The sequence below is a fragment of the Pseudomonas sp. PB120 genome, assembly GCF_009761815.1.
Taxonomy (GTDB): Bacteria; Pseudomonadota; Gammaproteobacteria; order Pseudomonadales; family Pseudomonadaceae; genus Aquipseudomonas.
The window spans coordinates 37457-56424 of record NZ_RWIN01000011.1; the positions used below are offsets into that span (position 1 = coordinate 37457).

An 18968-nucleotide genomic window follows, 5' to 3' on the forward strand; every position below is an offset into this window, starting at 1 on the left:
TTCATTCAGGATGTTTTATAGGTCCGGCCTGCTCAAAAGGAAGGTGACCCATGCGTATAGATCGTTTAACCAGCAAATTGCAGTTAGCTCTATCCGACGCCCAATCTCTGGCCGTCGGCCTTGACCATCCCGGCATCGAGCCGGCGCACTTGATGCAAGCCATGCTTGAGCAGCAGGGCGGTTCGATCAAGCCCCTGCTGATGCAGGTCGGTTTTGACGTCAACAGCTTGCGTAAAGAGCTGACCAAAGAGCTCGACCAGCTACCGAAAATCCAGAATCCGACCGGCGACGTCAACATGTCGCAGGATCTGGCACGCCTGCTCAATCAGGCCGACCGTCTGGCCCAGCAAAAAGGCGACCAGTTCATTTCCAGTGAGCTGGTGCTGCTCGCCGCCATGGACGAGAACAGCAAACTCGGCAAATTGTTGCTCGGCCAGGGCGTCAGCAAGAAGGCCCTGGAAAACGCGATCACTAACCTGCGTGGTGGTGAGGCCGTCAATGACGCCAACCACGAGGAGTCGCGTCAGGCGCTGGATAAATACACCGTCGACCTGACCAAGCGCGCCGAAGAGGGCAAGCTCGATCCAGTGATCGGCCGTGACGACGAAATTCGCCGGACCATTCAGGTCCTGCAACGTCGTACCAAGAACAACCCGGTGTTGATCGGTGAGCCTGGCGTGGGTAAAACCGCCATTGCTGAAGGCCTGGCACAGCGCATTATCAACGGCGAAGTGCCGGATGGCCTGAAAGGCAAACGCCTGTTGTCCCTGGATATGGGGGCGTTGATCGCGGGTGCCAAATACCGTGGCGAGTTCGAAGAGCGCCTGAAATCCCTGCTCAATGAACTGTCGAAGCAGGAAGGGCAGATCATTCTGTTCATCGACGAACTGCACACCATGGTCGGCGCCGGTAAAGGCGAAGGTTCGATGGATGCCGGCAACATGCTCAAGCCAGCATTGGCTCGCGGTGAGCTGCACTGCGTCGGCGCGACCACGCTCAACGAGTACCGCCAATATATAGAGAAGGACGCGGCGCTCGAACGACGTTTCCAGAAAGTCCTGGTAGATGAGCCGAGCGAAGAAGACACCATCGCCATCCTGCGTGGCCTGAAAGAGCGTTACGAGGTTCACCACAAGGTGGCGATCACCGACGGCGCGATCATCGCCGCGGCCAAGCTCAGCCATCGCTACATCACGGACCGTCAATTGCCGGACAAGGCCATTGACCTGATAGACGAAGCGGCCAGCCGCATCCGCATGGAGATCGACTCCAAGCCGGAAGTGCTGGATCGACTGGAGCGTCGCCTGATTCAGCTGAAGGTGGAATCCCAGGCGCTGAAGAAAGAAAGCGACGAAGCGGCGATCAAGCGCCTGGAAAAACTCCAGGAAGAAATCGTTCGTCTGGAGCGTGAGTATTCGGACCTCGAAGAAATCTGGAATTCGGAAAAAGCCGAAGTTCAGGGTTCTGCGCAGATCCAGCAGAAAATCGAACAGTCCCGTCAGGAACTGGAAGCGGCACGCCGCAAAGGCGACCTGAACCGCATGGCCGAGCTGCAATATGGGGTGATCCCGGACCTGGAGCGCAGCCTGCAAATGGTCGATCAGCACGGCAAAAGTGAAAACCAGCTGCTGCGCAGCAAGGTGACCGAGGAAGAAATCGCCGAAGTCGTGTCGAAGTGGACCGGCATTCCCGTGTCGAAAATGCTCGAAGGCGAGCGCGACAAGCTGATGAAGATGGAAAGCCTGTTGCACCAACGCGTGATCGGTCAGGACGAAGCGGTGGTCGCGGTTTCCAACGCGGTACGTCGTTCGCGGGCCGGGTTGTCCGACCCGAATCGTCCGAGCGGTTCGTTCATGTTCCTCGGCCCGACCGGTGTCGGTAAAACCGAGCTGTGCAAGGCACTGGCCGAGTTCCTCTTTGATACTGAAGAGGCCATGGTGCGGATCGACATGTCCGAGTTCATGGAGAAACATTCCGTGGCTCGACTGATCGGCGCGCCACCAGGCTATGTAGGCTATGAAGAAGGCGGTTATCTGACCGAGGCGGTGCGTCGCAAGCCTTATTCGGTGATTCTGCTGGATGAGGTAGAGAAGGCCCACCCGGACGTCTTCAACATCTTGCTGCAAGTGCTGGAAGACGGCCGACTGACCGACAGTCATGGTCGCACGGTGGATTTCAAGAATACCGTGATCGTCATGACCTCCAACCTGGGCTCGGTACAGATCCAGGAATTGGTCGGTGATCGTGAGGCGCAACGTGCAGCGGTGATGGATGCGATTTCGTCGCACTTCCGGCCGGAGTTCATCAACCGGGTGGACGAAGTGGTGATCTTCGAGCCATTGGCCCGGGATCAGATCGCCGGTATCACCGAGATCCAGTTGGGTCGCCTGCGCAGCCGCCTGACCGAACGGGAGCTGAAGCTGGAACTCAGCCCTGAGGCCATGGATAAGCTGATCGCGGTGGGTTACGACCCTGTGTATGGCGCGCGGCCGCTGAAACGCGCGATCCAGCGCTGGATCGAAAACCCGTTGGCGCAGCTGATTCTGTCGGGTCGATTCTTGCCCGGCGATACGGCGAAAGGCGTGGTGGAAAACGACGAAATCGTCTTCGTCTGATCCACGACGGCAACAAAATGAAAGAGGCCTCGCATTGCGAGGCCTTTTTTTCGTCAGGTTGTTGAACTGAAAGGAAAAGGCTTGTAAAGTGCGCCCCGCAGTAAGTCACCCGGTAGGGTTTCTGCTCCCCAAGCAGGAATCTGAAATAAGTTGCAAATCATTAACTTGAATGCAATTTAGGGGGTTGACAGAGGTGCTTAAGATTGTAGAATAGCGCGCCTCAGACACACGAACGCAGCGATGCGAACGGGTCGAAGAGAACGCAGTAAAGCTTCACCGTTGTAAATTGAAATATGTAGTTCCGTGATAGCTCAGTCGGTAGAGCAAATGACTGTTAATCATTGGGTCCCAGGTTCGAGTCCTGGTCACGGAGCCAATTTCAAACCGGGGTATAGCGCAGTCCGGTAGCGCGCCTGCTTTGGGAGCAGGATGTCAGGAGTTCGAATCCCCTTACCCCGACCATTTTTGGGTCGTTAGCTCAGTTGGTAGAGCAGTTGGCTTTTAACCAATTGGTCGTAGGTTCGAATCCCACACGACCCACCATTTTTGAAACCAGTTAACGCTGGAATCGAATCTTAAGATCAGAGGCCAAAAGCGCTGATCGAAGAAGGCGACTTGTAAAGGTCGCCTTTTTTTTACCGGGGTATAGCGCAGTCCGGTAGCGCGCCTGCTTTGGGAGCAGGATGTCAGGAGTTCGAATCCCCTTACCCCGACCATATTAAAAATCCTCGTATCGAAAGATACGGGGATTTTTTTTGCCTGCGAAAAAGCTATTCACTTCAAGTCATCGTACAACTTGCCGATAACGAAGCGACGGGGGTTCTGCCAAACACGCCCCTTATCCAAGCCACTACAAGAAAAAGGCTGCTCGTTATGTTGCTTCGCCAGTTGAATATCGCCCCTCGGGCCGCCTTGGGATTCGCCTTGATTGCCGTGCTGGTGGCGTTGCTCGGGATTTTTGCGTTGGGGCAAATGTCGAGCATTCGCGAAAGCGAGGTCGCGGTGGAGAAGCAATGGTTGCCGAGCATTCGTGGTGGCGACGATATTCGTGAGCTCATGTTGCGCATCCGCACCATATCCCTGCGCATGGCCCTTGATCAGGACCCGAAAAACATTCCGGTCTACCGCGGTCAAATGGATACCCGTGACAAAGAGCTGAGTGAAAAAATCGCCGCCTATGACAAGCTGGTCGATACCGCCGAAGGCCAGGCCTTGTATGACCAGTTCAAAACCACGTTTGCCGCCTATCGCACCGGCATCGCCCAGTCGTTCACCCTGGCGGAACAAGGTCGCCGCGACGAACTGACCAAACTGCTGCTGATCGACATGAAAACCGTGGTCGATGGCTCCGGTAAACAGCTCAATGACCTGGCGGAGCTGTTCGCCAAGCAAGTTGCCGCCGAAAGCGAGAAGTCCGCAGCGCATTACGAAACGTCAAGAATGATCGTCAGCCTGTTCATCGCGCTCGCGGCCCTGGCCACCGTCGCCCTGGCCATGTTGCTGACCCGCAGCATCGTCCGTCCGCTGACTGAAGCCTTGAGCGCCGCAGAGCACGTGGCCCAGGGTGATCTGACCTGGCCAATCGAAACCCATGGCAATGACGAAGTGAGCCGTTTGCTGAAGGCCCTGTCGACCATGCAGCAGAATCTGCGCGAAACCCTGCAAGGCATCAGCGGGTCGGCCACCCAGTTAGCGACCGCAGCAGACGAATTGAACGCGGTAACCCTCGACAGCACTCACGGCCTGCAACAACAGAACAACGAAATTGAGCAAGCGGCCACCGCGGTCAACGAAATGACGATTGCGGTAGAAGAAGTGGCGCGCAACGCGGTGTCCACCTCCGACGCCACTCGACAGTCCAGTGAGTCGGCGCATCAGGGGCAGGAGCGGGTCAGTGAAACCGCCAGCGCCATCAGCGCCCTGGCCAGCGACGTGCAGCATACCGGGGAGCTGGTGCAATCCCTGGCCAATCAGTCGCAGGACATCGGCAAGGTGCTGGATGTGATTCGGGCCATTGCAGAGCAAACCAATCTGCTGGCGCTAAACGCTGCAATTGAAGCGGCGCGGGCGGGCGAGAGTGGTCGCGGTTTTGCGGTCGTGGCCGACGAAGTACGTGCACTGGCGCACCGTACCCAGCAATCGACCCAGGAAATCGAGCAAATGGTGCAAGGCATGCGCAACGGTTCGAGCCTGGCGCTGGACTCCATGCAGGCCAGCGCTTCCCGTGCGGCCAGCACGCTGGTTCTGGCAGAGCGTGCTGGTGAGGCCCTGCAGACCATCACCGCATCGGTACATGAGATTCACGAGCGAAATCTGGTGATCGCCAGCGCTGCCGAAGAACAGGCTCAAGTGGCACGGGAAGTGGACCGTAACCTGGTGAACATTCGCGACCTGTCGGTGCGCTCCGCCGCCGGTGCCGATCAGACCAGCACCTCCAGCCATGAGTTGTCGAAACTGGCCAATGCCTTGCAAGGCATGGTGCAGCGTTTCCGGGTGTAAATCCTTCAGACGAAAAAAAGCCGCGCTTCCCCAGGGAAAAGCGCGGCTTGGTGCTCAGAGGCTTAGGCGCCGTCTTGGTCTTTCAGGTGTTCGAACAGGCCTTTCGGCATTTTCTTGCCGTTGGCTTCGTAGTTGGCTTTCACGTTATCGAACGCTTCCTGTTCGTCGATGAAGCCGTCATGGTTGGTGTCGATCTTGTCGAAGTTGGACTTCGGCGCCACCTTCAGGAATTCGGCGCGGGATACTTTGCCGTCGCCATCGGTGTCAGTCTTGGCCATCGACGCATCGCCACATTTGCCTTCACCGCATTTGCCTTCAGGGGTTTTCACAACCTGTTCCGCCGACGCCAGCAGATAACCTTGGGTCAGGGGCTGGGAGGCGAATACAGAGCCTGTCAGCATCATGCCACCGGCCAAAACAGCGCCGAGCAGACCGATAGTGTTTTTAGTGGTACGGGACATTTGAAATCTCCTGGGTTGCGCAACACAACCGCTCAATAGTGGGCGCCACGTGAGTGCGGCGATAGCCGAAGCGGGCGAGGTGCCTTGCTCGGATGTGGCTATTTAACGGTCGGGGTGTATCGCTACTGTGTCGCGCAAGGGGGGAGTTTGTAAGCGAAGGGGCGAAATCGCGGAGGGAGATACACTGAGACACAGATCTTCAAATCAATGGAGATCAAATGTAGGAGTGAGCCTGGCTCCGGGCGGCGTTCCGACGATAGCGGTGTGTCAGTCAACTCATGTGTCACTGACAGATTGCTATCGCGAGCAGGCTCGCTCCCACAGTGGGTATGTGTGTTAGTGCAGCTTGAGGCGTGGCTCAGTCCCACGCCCGATTTTGCTACCCAGCATCAGCATCGCCGTGCGAAACGCGCCATACAGTGCCATCTGGTGCATGCGATACAGCGACACGTAAAACATCCGCGCCAACCAACCCTCAAGCATCACGCTGCCGGTCAGGTTGCCCATCAAGTTACCCACAGCCGAAAAACGCGACAGCGAAATCAGCGAGCCATAGTCGGTGTACTTGTATTCCGGCAGTGCCTTGCCTTCGATCCGTAGCTTCAACGATTTCGCCAGCAGCGAGGCTTGCTGATGCGCGGCCTGGGCGCGCGGCGGCACATTGCGATCGGTGCCAGGTTGAGGGCACGCGGCGCAGTCACCGAAGGCGAAGATGTTCTCGTCGCGGGTGGTTTGCAGGGTCGGCAATACGTGCAGCTGGTTGATCCGGTTGGTTTCCAGACCGTCGATGTCCTTGAGGAAACCGGGAGCGCGAATGCCGGCAGCCCAGACTTTCAGGCTGGCGTTGATCACTTTACCGTCGGCGGTGATCAGGCTGTCGGCCGTTACTTCGCTGACCGCGGCATTGGTCATGACGTTGACCCCGAGTTTCTCCAGGGTTTTATGCACAGGCCCGCCGATCCGCTCGGGCAGCGCCGGTAGCACGCGTGGCCCTGCTTCGATCAGGGTGATGTGCATGTTTTCCGGTTTGATCCGGTCCAGGCCGTAGGCCGCCAATTCATGCGCGGCGTTGTGCAGTTCCGCAGCCAGCTCGACGCCGGTAGCACCCGCGCCGACGATGGCCACGCTGATTTGTTCGACCTTGTCGGTTTGTCCGGCATGGGCGCGCAGGTAGTGGTTGAGCAGTTGCTGGTGGAAGCGTTCAGCCTGTTTGCGGGTGTCGAGGAACAGGCAATGCTGCGCCGCACCCTGAGTGCCGAAATCGTTGGTGGTGCTGCCGACCGCGATCACCAGCGAGTCGTAACCCACTTCACGGGCGGGCACCAATTCCAGGCCGGCTTCGTCGTAAGTGGCTGCGAGCTGGATTTTTTTCTGCGTGCGATCGAGCCCGCTCATGCGCCCCAGCTGGAACTCGAAGTGGTTCCATTTGGCCTGGGCAACATAGTTGAGTTCGTCTTCGGAAGAGTTCAGCGACCCGGCCGCCACTTCGTGCAACAGCGGTTTCCAGATGTGGGTCAGGTTCGCGTCGACCAGCATCACGCTGGCCGTGCCGCGCTTGCCCAGAGTCTTACCCAGACGGGTAGCCAACTCCAGACCGCCGGCGCCGCCGCCAACGATGACAATACGATGAGTCATGGGGATATCTCGCAAGGCTAAAAGAAATCGGTGCGATTACCCGAGCGAGCGCGAGGCAGCTCATAGCGTCAGGTAACTGATCAGTCGGCTCAACAGGCCCAAACCAATGGTCACTGCCAGGACCACCACCAGGAGCATCCACGGCCGAAAAGGCCGGCGCTCGACACGGTGCTGGGACAGGTGCAGGTACTCTTCGACATGTTTCTGGTCGTCGGGGTTCAAGCGGCTGGTCATAAAGGCCTCGTCAGGTAGACGTTGCTGAATGTGTAGAAGCTACAGGCTGATTTAGCGAACGTTGAACGGAGCATAGCCGCTGTCCGGTACAGGCTCGACGCTCACTGTATCGTCCAGGCGAATGATTCCACTTTGTAACACTCGGGCGGTGATTCCGCCATGTCCGCGCATGGCCTGGAAGGTCCCTGGTCCGAGGTTGTTTTGCAGGCGCGCGCAAGGTTGGCACCAACCGGTGGTTTCGAAAATGGCCTGGCCAATTTTGAAGCGGCGACCCTTGAGGCTGAACAGGTTGATCCCGCTGATCACGAGGTTGCGCCGCAATTCGCCAGGCAACACCGGTTTATCGTGCGGCCGGCCCATCAGCGAACTGATCACTGCCAGGTGCTCCCACTGAATCAACGTCACCTGCCGGGAATTGCGCACCCCGGGACGGGCGCGATCGCCGGTCAAACCGGCCTCGAGTCGTGCTTCCACGGCATCAAGCTCGATCATCGGCGTGTGCGGTTCCGGGCGCACGCCGATCCAGCGTACGCGGCCAATTTGCGGGACTTCGTTGATCAGCTCCTGCAATGGACTCACAAGCTGATCCCGACATCGAACACGATGCTGCGACCCAGGTTGCTGCGCAGGAAATCCGGTGCATCCGGGTGCGCGAACAGCACGCGGGCGAACGTCGGGCCGACCAGCGACAGCGAGCGCCAACCCTGGCGCAGATACTCGGTAGGCGGCGGGAAATGGCTGTTGAGGTCCAGCACTTCGCGCTTGAGGCTGGCGAAGGCGATGATGTCCAGTTCCCCCAGGTCCATGCCGCGTTCTTTGTAGTTGTGCGCTTTTTTGCGCAAGGTCGGCGCCAGCCTCAGCAAGAATTCATTGGCCGGAATGCGCTTGGGCTTGGCCTCGCGCCTGACCAGCGAACTGAGGGAAAACGCACTGCGCCGACGTTGCAGCTCGTCGCGCCATTCGTCATTGAGGCGCCGCCCCTCGTCGAGGACAAAGAACACCTCGAAACTGGCGTCACGAAACAGCACGTCCGGAGGCTCGCCGGCAGGCGCGAACTCGTCGGCGCGATAGGGAATGTTCAGGCCTTGCAGCAGGCGCTGGCAGACCCAACGCTCACGCTCCCATTTGCGGGCATTGGACAGGAACGCGTTGGCTTGCTCGGCCGCGATGGTCAGCAGGCGTAAATAATCTGAGTCATCCATAGGCCCAAGCTTAGCGTTCAAATGCGACAAGCAGAAAGCTTTGCATCGACTGGAGCAACTTTGTGGTCGTAGTAGACTGCTGCGCATGGGGCTGTTTTCAATCAAGGAGTCTGCGGTGGCGTTCAAGGGGTTACCCGCATGATCGGCGAAGAGCTGCTGTCGCCGCTGACACTGATGGTCGGCTGGCTGATTTATATGCCGGTGATTGCCTGGGCAGTCTGGCGAGCGCCCTGGGTCGAATTGTTCACCGACAGTCGGCGCCAGCATTTGCTGTTCGGCACCGTGTTCGCGCTGTTCATGCTGTGGCTGGTTCGGCGTGATTTCGACACGGGCGTCTCGTATCACTTTATCGGCTTGACGGCGGTGACCTTGCTGCTGGATTGGCCGCTCGCGATTGTCGGCGGGCTGGTGGCGCAAGGCGGATTGGTGCTGCTCGGTCGCCAGGACCTGGCCGCCGTCGGCGCGAATGGCGCGTTGTTCATCCTGCTGCCGGTGCTGGTCACCGAGTGCTGCGCCATCCTGGTCGAGCGCGCGCAGCCGCGAAATCCTTTTGTGTATATCTTTTGTTCCGGGTTCTTTGCCGCTGCATTGTCGGCGTTGTTGTGCCTGTTGCTGGCGCTGTTGTTGCTGTGGTTCGACGAGCGTTTTGCGATGCCGTACTGGCTGGAGGATTTTGTCGGTTACTTGTGGCTGCTGATTTTTCCGGAAGCCTTTATCAACGGCATGATCGTCAGCGCGCTGGTGGTCTTCACGCCTGAGTGGCTGGAAACGTTCAACCGCACGCGCTATCTGTCGGCGCCATGGAAAGACGACGACCCCAAGTCCTGATCACGCTCAAAACTGAAGTCGTCGACGTTGCGAGGAATCAGTGACGCGGGTCGAAATCGCCGCTGAACATTTCGTCCTCGGCATCGGGAGCGACCGGAATCTTGTGCTCTTCCGATGCCCAGGCACCCAGGTCGATCAGTTTGCAACGGTCCGAGCAGAATGGCCGGAACGTGCTCGTGGCGCTCCATTCGACAGGGGCGCCACAGGTTGGGCAATTGACGGTTGGGGTTTGGCTCATGACTGGCCTCCACGCAAAGTAAGGTAATAGTGATGCAGGCGTTCGACCTCGCTGTGCAGCCAGGCGAGGTCGCGGTCGTTGACCACCACATCGTCGGCGTGGCTCACACGATCCTGGCGGCTGGATTGCACCTTGAGAATCGCCTGGACCTGTTGCTCGGTGGTCTGGTCGCGCTGCAGGGTGCGTTCGATCTGTAGTTGTTCGGGGGCATCGATCACCAGGACGCGCTGGGTCATGGCGTACTGCCCGGATTCGATCAGCAGCGGCGAAACCAGAATCGCGTAAGGTGATTTTGCCAGCGCCAGATGATCGGTGATTTCCTTGCCGATCAACGGATGCAGCAAGGCCTCAAGCCAGCGACGCTCGTCCGGCACTTCAAAGATCAGTTTGCGCAGAGCCGCGCGATCCAGTTGCCCGTCGGCTTGCAACACGCCGGGGCCGAAGTGTTCGGCGATCTTCACCAATGCCGGACGACCGGGTTCGACCACCCAGCGTGCCGCGTGATCGGCGTCCACCACGTGGATACCGAGGTCAATGAAGTGCTGGGCCGCGGCGCTTTTGCCGCTGCCGATGCCGCCGGTCAGGCCGAGAATCCAGGGTTTTTCCACAGGGGTATTCATTTCAAACCGACAAACTGCCAATAGAAGTCGGTTATTTGACCACCCCAGAGCAACGCAATCCAGCCGGCAATCGCCAGATAGGGGCCGAACGGGATCGGCGTTGAGGTTTTCGCGTTGCGCAGGCGCAGCAAAATCACGCCAATCAGCGCGCCCACCAGGGAGGACAACAGGATGGTCAGGGGCAAAACTTGCCAGCCACCCCAGGCGCCGAACATGGCCAGTAACTTGAAATCACCGTAGCCCATGCCGTCCTTGCCCGTGATCAACTTGAACAGCCAGAACACCGACCAGAGCGCCATATAGCCGGCAATTGCGCCCCACAACGCGTCTTGCAAGGGCACGAACAGCTCGAAGCTGTTGACGATCAGCCCCAGCCAGATCAGCGGCAGCACCAGCACGTCCGGCAGCAGTTGATGCTCGGCATCGATCAGGCTCATGGCCAGCAATCCCCAGCTCAAGACCAGCACCAGGCAGGCGGGCCAGCCGAAACCGAAGTGCCAGGCGATGAACGCCGACAGCAGGCCGCAAGCCAGTTCGGTCAGCGGGTAGCGTTTGCTGATGGGCGTGGCGCAGCTTGAACAGCGCCCACGCAGAAAGACGTAACTGATGAGCGGGATGTTTTCCCACGCGCGGATCCGGTGGCCACAATGCGGACACTGGGAGTGGGGCAGCATCAGGTTGTAAGTTGGCAGCGGCGTTTCGGTGGGCAGGCCCAACAGCTCGAGGGCCTGCTGGCGCCATTCGCGCTCGAGCATTTTCGGCAGGCGCCAGATCACCACATTGAGGAAGCTGCCGACCAGCAGGCCGACCACCAGGGCTATGACGACGAAAGCCAAGGGGTAGACGCTCAGGATTTCATTCAAGGGCATGTCAGATCGCTGAGCCGAGTTGGAAGATAGGCAGGTACATCGCAACGACCAGGCCGCCGACAATTATCCCCAATACCACCATGATGAACGGCTCCATCAGGGCGGTGAGGTTGTCGACCATGTTATCGACTTCCGCCTCGTAGAAACTCGCGACCTTGTCGAGCATGTCGTCCAGGGCGCCGGACTCTTCGCCGATGGCGGTCATCTGAATCGCCATGTTGGGGAACATGCCCGAGGAACGCATGGAAAAATTCAGCTGCATGCCGGTGGACACCTCCTGTTTGATCCGTAGCACGGCACGCTTGAACACAATGTTGCCGGTGGCCCCGGCCACCGATTCCAGGGCTTCCACCAACGGCACGCCGGCGGCAAAAGTGGTCGACAGCGTGCGGGCGTAACGGGCCACGGCGGACTTGTACATCAGCGTGCCAATCAACGGCATTTTCAGCAGCCAGGTGTCCATGTTGTCGCGAAATTTTTCCGACGTTTTGAAGGCGTGACGCAGCCCGAAGATGGCTGCAATCAGCCCGCCGAGCATCGCCCACCACCATTGCTGCATGAATTCCGACAGCCCGATCACCATCACCGTGAAGGCCGGCAATTCGGCACCGAAGCCTTTGAACACCGACTCGAATTGCGGCACGACCTTCACCAGCAAAATGCCGGTGACGATGATGGCGACAAACACCACGGCCAGCGGATAGGTCATGGCTTTCTTGATCTTGGCCTTGAGGCTTTCGCTCTTTTCCTTGTAGGTGGCCACCCGCTCCAGCAGGGTATCCAGCGCGCCGGCCTGTTCGCCGGCATCCACCAGGTTGCAGTACAACTCATCAAAGTACTGCGGTTTCTTGCGCAGGGACGCGGCGAAGCTGTTACCCGCGGCGACTTCCTGTTTCACCTCGTCCACCAATTTGCGCATGGCCGGGTTATCGAAGCCTTCGCCGATGATGTCGAACGACTGCAGCAACGGCACGCCGGCCTTCATCATCGTTGCCATCTGCCGTGTGAAAAGGGCGATGTCCTGAGCCTTGATGCGTTTGCCCAGGCTGAGAATCGACGCGGATTTACGGCGGACCTTGCCGGGATTTATGCCTTGCTTGCGCAGTTGTGCCTTGATCAGCGCCGGATTCTGGCCGCTGAGTTCGCCGGTCATTTTCGTGCCTTTGCGGTCCGTGCCTTCCCAGGCATAGATACTGATTTTCGCTGCTTTGACCGCCATGTTCAGTCCTTGGTGACCCGGTTGATTTCTTCAAGGCTGGTGATGCCTTGCATCGCCTTGTGCAGGCCCGAAGTACGCAGGTCGTCGAAGCCGTCCTTACGCATCTGAATATCGATTTCCAGCGAATTGCCTTCGGCCATGATCAGCCGTTGCAGGTCCGGTGTGTTCTTCACCACTTCATAAATCCCCACGCGCCCCTTGTAACCGCCGTTGCAGTGATCGCAACCGACCGGCTCATAGATCGTGAACGAGCCGATGCGTTCCTCGGGGAAGCCTTCCTTGATCAGTGCCTCGCGAGGAATCTCGATTGGCGTTTTACAGTGGCTGCACAGTTTGCGCGCCAGGCGCTGGGCGATGATCAAACTGACCGAGGTGGCGATGTTGAAGCCCTGAATGCCCATGTTATGCAGGCGGGTCAGGGTTTCTGCCGCGCTGTTGGTGTGCAGGGTCGAGAGCACCAAGTGCCCGGTTTGTGCCGCCTTGATCGCAATTTCGGCGGTTTCCAGGTCGCGGATTTCACCGACCATGATCACGTCCGGGTCCTGACGCAGGAACGAGCGCAACGCTTGGGCGAAATCCATCCCTTGCTTGGGATTGACGTTGACCTGGTTGATGCCTTCCATGTTGATCTCCACCGGGTCTTCGGCGGTCGAGATGTTGATGTCCACGGTGTTGAGGATGTTCAGGCCGGTGTACAGCGACACGGTCTTGCCGGAACCGGTGGGCCCGGTCACCAGGATCATCCCTTGTGGCTGCTTGAGCGCGGCCATGTACAAGTCTTTCTGCTCCGGCTCGTAGCCGAGTGCGTCGATGCCCATCTGTGCGCTGGACGGGTCGAGGATCCGGATCACCACTTTCTCGCCCCACAGCGTCGGCAGTGTGTTGACGCGGAAGTCGATGGATTTGCTTTTCGACAGGCGCATCTTGATCCGGCCGTCCTGGGTTTTGCGCCGCTCGGAGATGTCGAGGCTGGCCATGACTTTCAGCCTTGCGGCGATCCGGCTGGCCAGTTGAATCGGCGGCCTGGCGACTTCTCGCAGCATGCCGTCGGTGCGCATCCGCACGCGGTAGGTTTTTTCGTAGGGCTCGAAATGCAGGTCGGAGGAGCCGCTCTTGATCGCATCCAGCAGCATTTTGTGAACGAAGCGCACCACGGGGGCGTCGTCGGCATCCTGGCCGGCAATGGCGTCCTGTTTGCGCTCGTCGTGGGTCTCGATGTCGAGGCCATCGAGGTCAATATCCGGCATGTCTTCCAGGCCGGTGCCGTGGGTGTCGAAGAATTTTTCGATGGCGTCGCTGAGCTTGTCGTCCTCCACCAGGATGGCTTCGGTGGTGAGCCCGGTGCTGAACTGGATGTCGTTGATGGCCTGATGATTGGTCGGATCGGAAACCCCCACGAACAGCTTGTTGCCGCGCCGCCACAGGGGCAGGGCGTGGTGCTGTCGGACCAGTTTTTCGCTGACCAGCCCTTTGGGTTGGGTTTCCTTGTCCAGGCAGTTGAGGTCCAGCAGCGCCATGCCGAAGTGCTCCGAAGCGATCTCGGCGACCTGACGGCTTTTCACCAGCCTGTTTTGCACCAGGTAACTGACCAGGGAGATTCGGTTGCGCAGTGCTTGTTGATACGCCTGTTGCGCGCTTTGGTCAGTGAGCAGCTCGGCCAGGACCAATTGCTTGGCCAGACCGCTTAGGGCGATGTCATTCATTGGGATACCGGACGCAGACAGTTCATGACTTATAGCCTAGTCAAGGAGCTGAGCCAAACCAGCGGGGTTGAGGTGACAAAAAGTGTCAGATAGTGCGGATGCTGGGGGTAGGAAGGTTCGTGGCGTGGGTTTCGGGCCCTGCTAATAGGGTGCTAAGGGCTTGGCATGGGCTGTGCTGCGGCTAATTCAGATCATGAGATGTCGACTCATGCATGGAGCTTGTCTATGAATACTCAGAAAGGTTTTACGCTTATCGAACTGCTGATCGTGGTGGCGATCATCGGGATTCTGGCGACGTTTGCGTTGCCGCAATACTCCAAGTATCAGGCCCGGGCCAAGGTGACCGCAGGCATTGCCGAGGCCTCCGCGCTTAAAGTCGCTTTCGAAGACGTGATCAACGCGGGCTCCGCCGATGCCACCATCGCGAACGTCAACAACAATGTGTCCGCCACTCAAAACTGCACGTTGACTGCAGCAGGTAAAGTGGCTGACGGAACGGGGACGATTACGTGCACGCTGCTCAATGCGCCGGCGCCGGTATTGGGTAAAGTGATTACATTGACCCGTGCTGCCGATTCGGGCTGGACGTGCAAAACAACGGCCGCAAAAGATTACACAACCACCAGTTGCCCCGGTGTCTGATTCAACGGGCTGACCCCATACCCCGCCATTAACGGCGGGGTATTTTTTTGTCCAGCTTTTGCCTTTTATAAGATCTGGAAGAAAGTCTCGACAATTCATGGCCTTAGGCCTGCGGCAAAACCCGCAACTTGCATGTAGATAATTACGAAGTCATGCAATTTGCATGATTTCGAAAATTGACTGATTTTATAACCTGTTGAATTTAAAGGATTTACTCTCTGTTTCAAAGTTGGCACAGCGTTCGCAATATACCCAGTAACCCTGCTGACAAGACACGCAGCAGACTATCTGGAAAAACAGGAGTTACTCGTATGAAGAAGTTCGCAATCGTTGCCGCTACTGCTACCGCGCTGACCCTGACTATGGCCAACGCAGCATTTGCACAGACTACCCAGACCACCCAAGCCCCGATGACACTGGCGGCGGGTGAAGTGACCAAGGCCAAGGAAGCGACTTCCGATACCTGGATCACCACCAAAGTTAAAAGTGATCTGGTAACCGAAAAAGGTATTCCTGGTACCGACATCAAAGTCGAAACCAACAAAGGTGTTGTATCGCTGTCGTCCACCGTCGCGGTGACTGACGCTCAGAAAGCCACCGCCGTGGCCATCACCAAGAAAATCAAAGGCGTCAAAGCGGTCTCCGCTGACGGCCTGAAAGCCGAGTAAGGCAAGACTTCTCGCCTGGACCGGGAGAAGGAGCGGTAGACGAGCCGAGTCATACGTCAACCGCTACTTGGGAGTTCATGCGAAGGCCATAAGGATGTGGCCATTACAGGCCTCCGACATTCGTGTCGGGGGCCTGTTCTATTCTGGGCAACACATAAAACTGTAGGAGCGAGCTTGCTCGCGATGAGGCCATAACATTCAACATTTGTGTTGAATGTTGCGCCGCCATCGCGAGCAAGCTCGCTCCTACAGTGTCTTGTGGGGTGCTTAATTGCCGCGTTTACTGGTGATCTGCTTCAGGCGATTGCCTTCGAATCGCAGGTACTGATACATCCCGCCGTTCGGCCCGTAAGTCCATTCCTCGACCTGAAACTCTTCCCGCCGATTGGCGCTGCGCTTGTAGCCCAACAGATCGCGGCTGACCGGCTCGCCGCACTTCTGCAGCACTTCGCTGGACCGGTCGCCCACGCTGACCAACTGGCTGCCGCAACGCAGCGTATCCGCCGCGCCAGCCTGACTGGCACCCAGTGCCAAGGTCAGGCCGATCAGCAGCTGCTTGATCATCACTCGGCGTCCAGATGCAGGGGAGTCACGACCTTACCGTCACTCTCCGCTTCGCCGAGGTTGGCATCGATGAAGTACACGCGGTCATCGGCCAGTTGCGCCTTGTCGACCAGATAGTCCTTGATGCTGCTGGCGCGATCCTGGCCCAGTTGGCGCAAAAGCACGTCGCTGGTGCTCCAGAACTTGATCACGTCGGCGCGCATTTTTGCGGTGCGTTCTTCCTTGCCCAGGTCCTTCCACTCGGCAGGTGGCTGATTTTTCAGGCGCGTGCGGTAGATCCCTTCCAGCAGCGGACCTTTCTCGCTGTCCGGCACTTGCAGCATGGACGCCTGGGCCGGCACTTTGTCGCCACGGCGCTGGAGCATTTTGTAGTAGTTGTACTGGTATTCGCGTTCCAGGCGTTGCTCGGCGATCAGCGGGCCATCGCTGCTTTGTGCGGCAGTGCCTTCGATTTCCAGGCGCAGGGCCGGCCGTTCCTTGAGGGCCTTGGACAGCTTGACCAACGACCCCTCGGCCTCTTTGCTCAGGTCGCTTGAACCCGGTGCAAACGCCACAGTGCCCAGGTCTTCCGAACCACCGCCACTGATCAGCCCGCCAATCATTTTGAACGGCGCGGCCGCGGCTTTGACGATCAGGTTGCGCAGGGTCTGCCAGACAATCGGCATGACGCTGAACTGCGGATTGTTGAGGTCGCCGGTCACCGGCAACTCGATGGAAATCTTGCCGTCGACGTCCTTGAGCAACGCGATCGCCAGCTTCAGCGGCAGGCTCACTGCGTCGGGGCTGTCGACTTTTTCACCCAGTTGCAGCTGCTCGATCACCACTTTGTTTTCAGCCTTCAGTTGGCCCTTGGTGATCAGGTAATGCAGGTCCAGGTTGAGACGGCCCTTGCGGATGCGATAGCCGGCGAACTTACCGGAGTAGGGGGTCAGCGTGGTCAGTTCCACCCGTTTGAAACTGGTGGCGATGTCGAGGCTGGCCATCGGGTCGAACGGGTTGACCGCGCCCTTGATGGTCACCGGCGCATAACGATCGACCTTGCCTTTGACGTCGACGCTGGCCGGTTTGGCCTGGCGGCTGTCGATGGTGCCGATCTGGCCGTTGAGCTGTTGAACTGCTGTGGCGAAGTTCGGGGTGAGGCTGAAGTCGGCGAAGTTGGCCGAGCCGTCATTGATGGCGATGCCGCCAATGTGGATGCCCAGCGGCTTGTCCTTGCTCGCGGCCGGTTTGCCGGCGGCGGTCTTGGCGCCTGCGTCGGCTGGTTGGGGGATCAACAGGTCATCGATGTTGGTGGTGCGGTCATCGTTGATCATGAAGCGCACATAGGGCTGGAACAGGTTGACCTTGTCGATCGACAGGCTGTCGCCGTGCTGATAATTCAGCCCTTCGACCACCACTTGCTGCCATTTCAGGAAGTCGCGGGTTTTCAGGGTGTCGAGGGTGTGCAGTTGATCGATCTGCGCGCGGCCGGTGACGCTGAACGCCAGCGGCTCGGTGCTTTTCAGGTCGACGGCCAGGTCTGTGCCGAGCATGCCGCTGCGCAGTTCCAGGCGGATGAACGGAGTGATGTAGGACTGGGCAACACGCAGGTCGATGTCCTTGGTTTGCACCTTCAACTTGGCACTGACGGGCGCCAGATTGACCACGCCGTCTGCCATGACTTTGCCTTGCTTGCCCAGGCCGGTGTCGAGCTTGAGGTTGAAGGGCGAACCGTTGAGGCTGTCGAAATTCTGCAGGTCCAGGTTCAGTGGCCCCACTTCCAGTGCCACGGCGGGTTGTGCCTTGCGGTCCGCCAGATGCACCTGGTAATCGCGCAGTTGCACGTCTTTGAGCAGCACCTGCCAGGGTTTGCTGGGGGCAGCAGGTTCTTTCGGTGAATCAGCCGCCGCCGGAGTACTGGCGGGTTCGGCGGCAGCTTTGGCAGCCGGCTTCGACGGTTGGCTGGCGAACAGTTTTTGCCAGTCGAGTTGCCCGTCAGCTTCAAGTGCGGCCCAGGTTTCGAGCTTATGGCTGCGGATCTTGCCGACAACGACTTGCTGCTTGGCCAGGTCGACAGTGGTTTCAGTCACGTCCAGTCGTTCGAGCTTGACCAATGGCCGGCCGTCCGGCGCCTTGATGGCGAAAGGGGCAACGCTCAGGTCGACGTTGCTCAGCAGCAGTTCGGTTTCCTTGGACAGGTTGAGCTTGTAGTCGGTACTGAGGGTGTAGACGCCGTCCTCGAGCACCAGTGGCACCGCGTCTCGCACATAGGGCCAAAAGGCTTTCATCTTGCCGTCGGTGACTTTGAGCTTACCTTCGGAGGCGATGGGGATGAGGCTGAAGTTACCGGTCCAGTTGATCTGGCCACCATTGGGCCCGACAGCCACCAGCGTCATGTCGGCGTTGTCTTCGGGCAGGGTGCTGAGGTTGTTCAGCTCGAAATCGAGTTTGTCGTAGAGGAATTCAATGGGCTCGCTGGGGCGCGCATCCCTGAAATGCACGGCGCCGCCCGCCAGTTTGATCCGCTCGATGCGCATCGGAAACGGTTTGGCGTTCGGGTCGGCCGGAGTTGGCTCGCTGGCGGGGATCTTGAACAGGCCGAGCAGGTTGAGCTTGCCTTCCTTGTCGAACAGGATCTCGGTCTTGGGCTTGTCCAGCTCGACATCGGAAAGGTGCAGCGCCTTGGTCCACAGGCTGTCCAACCGCAAATTGGCGTACAGGCGTTCAAAGCCGACCTGTTCCTTGCCCGGTTCGCCGATGATCAGGCCCCAAAGGGTCACCTCGAGGCTGAAGGGATTGAGTTCGATCCGCGAAATCGTTGCAGGCACCGTGGCGTAGTTGGCCAGTTGTTGGTTGGCAACCCGCAACGCGATGCCCGGCAAAATCAGAAACCCCAGCAGGCTGTAGAGAGCCAGAGCAGTCAACAAGGCGCCGATGGCGCGAATCAATCCTTTGGGCATGTGTGGCTTCATCTGTCTGAATCGGAGTGCCT

The 18968-nt window shown here is 58.6% G+C and carries 17 protein-coding genes and 4 tRNA genes; 9 read left to right on the plus strand and 12 right to left on the minus strand.

The annotated features are described in order from the left end of the window. Window positions 1–50 precede the first annotated feature (50 nt). From clpB to EJA72_RS01245, 6 genes are all read left to right on the plus strand, one after another. On the plus strand, window positions 51–2615 hold the full coding sequence (gene clpB, locus EJA72_RS01220; protein WP_157709727.1) for an ATP-dependent chaperone ClpB: 2565 nt from the start codon (window positions 51–53) through the stop codon (window positions 2613–2615). Between the two features lie 300 nt (window positions 2616–2915). Then, window positions 2916–2991: transfer RNA gene (locus tag EJA72_RS01225), tRNA-Asn, on the plus strand. A 9-nt stretch (window positions 2992–3000) separates the two neighbouring features. Beyond that, window positions 3001–3077 (plus strand) — tRNA-Pro (locus tag EJA72_RS01230). A 5-nt stretch (window positions 3078–3082) separates the two neighbouring features. Further along, window positions 3083–3158: transfer RNA gene (locus EJA72_RS01235), tRNA-Lys, on the plus strand. Window positions 3159–3254: 96 nt separating this feature from the next. Beyond that, window positions 3255–3331, plus strand: a tRNA-Pro gene (locus tag EJA72_RS01240). 157 nt (window positions 3332–3488) lie between these two features. Further along, window positions 3489–5114 carry a methyl-accepting chemotaxis protein gene (locus EJA72_RS01245; protein WP_157709728.1) on the plus strand — a complete coding sequence of 542 codons (1626 nt, stop codon included), beginning with the start codon at window positions 3489–3491 and terminating at the stop codon, window positions 5112–5114. A gap of 62 nt (window positions 5115–5176) precedes the next feature. On the opposite strand, the gene EJA72_RS01250 is transcribed toward EJA72_RS01245, so the two are convergent. The 5 genes from EJA72_RS01250 to EJA72_RS01270 form a co-directional block, all read right to left on the minus strand. After that, entirely contained in the window at window positions 5177–5575 is a 399-nt protein-coding gene (locus EJA72_RS01250; RefSeq protein ID WP_150654468.1) for an EF-hand domain-containing protein, read from the minus strand. A 336-nt stretch (window positions 5576–5911) separates the two neighbouring features. Continuing rightward, window positions 5912–7210, minus strand: a complete 1299-nt coding sequence (locus EJA72_RS01255; protein WP_157709729.1) for an NAD(P)/FAD-dependent oxidoreductase — start codon at window positions 7208–7210, stop codon at window positions 5912–5914. Window positions 7211–7270: 60 nt separating this feature from the next. After that, entirely contained in the window at window positions 7271–7444 is a 174-nt protein-coding gene (locus tag EJA72_RS01260; RefSeq protein ID WP_032830895.1) for a DUF3094 domain-containing protein, read from the minus strand. 51 nt (window positions 7445–7495) lie between these two features. Further along, complete coding sequence (locus EJA72_RS01265; protein WP_178128958.1) at window positions 7496–8023, minus strand: MOSC domain-containing protein; 528 nt, start codon at window positions 8021–8023, stop codon at window positions 7496–7498. Then, on the minus strand, window positions 8020–8646 hold the full coding sequence (locus EJA72_RS01270) for a DUF1780 domain-containing protein (RefSeq protein WP_157709730.1): 627 nt from the start codon (window positions 8644–8646) through the stop codon (window positions 8020–8022). Before EJA72_RS01270 ends, EJA72_RS01265 begins: the two co-directional genes overlap by 4 nt. A 138-nt stretch (window positions 8647–8784) precedes the next feature. Between EJA72_RS01270 and EJA72_RS01275 the strand changes: the two genes are divergently transcribed. Further along, complete coding sequence (locus tag EJA72_RS01275) at window positions 8785–9474, plus strand: energy-coupling factor ABC transporter permease (protein WP_157709731.1); 690 nt, start codon at window positions 8785–8787, stop codon at window positions 9472–9474. A gap of 37 nt (window positions 9475–9511) precedes the next feature. Here the strand turns inward: EJA72_RS01275 and yacG are convergent, their stop codons facing one another. Genes yacG through pilB form a run of 5 tightly spaced genes read right to left on the minus strand, consistent with a single transcriptional unit; the run spans window position 9512 to window position 14123 of the window. Beyond that, a complete protein-coding gene (gene yacG / locus EJA72_RS01280) occupies window positions 9512–9712 on the minus strand; it encodes a DNA gyrase inhibitor YacG (protein WP_157709732.1) in 201 nt (66 codons plus the stop codon). Next, window positions 9709–10332, minus strand: a complete 624-nt coding sequence (gene coaE / locus EJA72_RS01285) for a dephospho-CoA kinase (RefSeq protein ID WP_157709733.1) — start codon at window positions 10330–10332, stop codon at window positions 9709–9711. Before coaE ends, yacG begins: the two co-directional genes overlap by 4 nt. After that, on the minus strand, window positions 10329–11201 hold the full coding sequence (locus EJA72_RS01290) for an A24 family peptidase (protein WP_157709734.1): 873 nt from the start codon (window positions 11199–11201) through the stop codon (window positions 10329–10331). Before EJA72_RS01290 ends, coaE begins: the two co-directional genes overlap by 4 nt. Window position 11202: 1 nt before the next feature. Beyond that, on the minus strand, window positions 11203–12420 hold the full coding sequence (locus tag EJA72_RS01295; RefSeq protein ID WP_157709735.1) for a type II secretion system F family protein: 1218 nt from the start codon (window positions 12418–12420) through the stop codon (window positions 11203–11205). A gap of 2 nt (window positions 12421–12422) precedes the next feature. Further along, on the minus strand, window positions 12423–14123 hold the full coding sequence (pilB, locus tag EJA72_RS01300) for a type IV-A pilus assembly ATPase PilB (protein ID WP_157709736.1): 1701 nt from the start codon (window positions 14121–14123) through the stop codon (window positions 12423–12425). Window positions 14124–14348: 225 nt separating this feature from the next. Here pilB and EJA72_RS01305 point away from each other — a divergent pair, with 225 nt between their 5' ends. Then, on the plus strand, window positions 14349–14765 hold the full coding sequence (locus tag EJA72_RS01305; protein WP_157709737.1) for a pilin: 417 nt from the start codon (window positions 14349–14351) through the stop codon (window positions 14763–14765). Between the two features lie 311 nt (window positions 14766–15076). Beyond that, entirely contained in the window at window positions 15077–15433 is a 357-nt protein-coding gene (locus EJA72_RS01310) for a BON domain-containing protein (RefSeq protein ID WP_157709738.1), read from the plus strand. Window positions 15434–15700: 267 nt separating this feature from the next. Here the strand turns inward: EJA72_RS01310 and EJA72_RS01315 are convergent, their stop codons facing one another. Further along, a complete protein-coding gene (locus EJA72_RS01315; protein WP_157709739.1) occupies window positions 15701–15997 on the minus strand; it encodes a DUF2845 domain-containing protein in 297 nt (98 codons plus the stop codon). After that, window positions 15997–18936 (minus strand): DUF748 domain-containing protein, encoded by a 2940-nt coding sequence (locus EJA72_RS01320; RefSeq protein ID WP_256679611.1) that lies wholly within the window; start codon window positions 18934–18936, stop codon window positions 15997–15999. Before EJA72_RS01320 ends, EJA72_RS01315 begins: the two co-directional genes overlap by 1 nt. Window positions 18937–18968 lie beyond the last annotated feature (32 nt).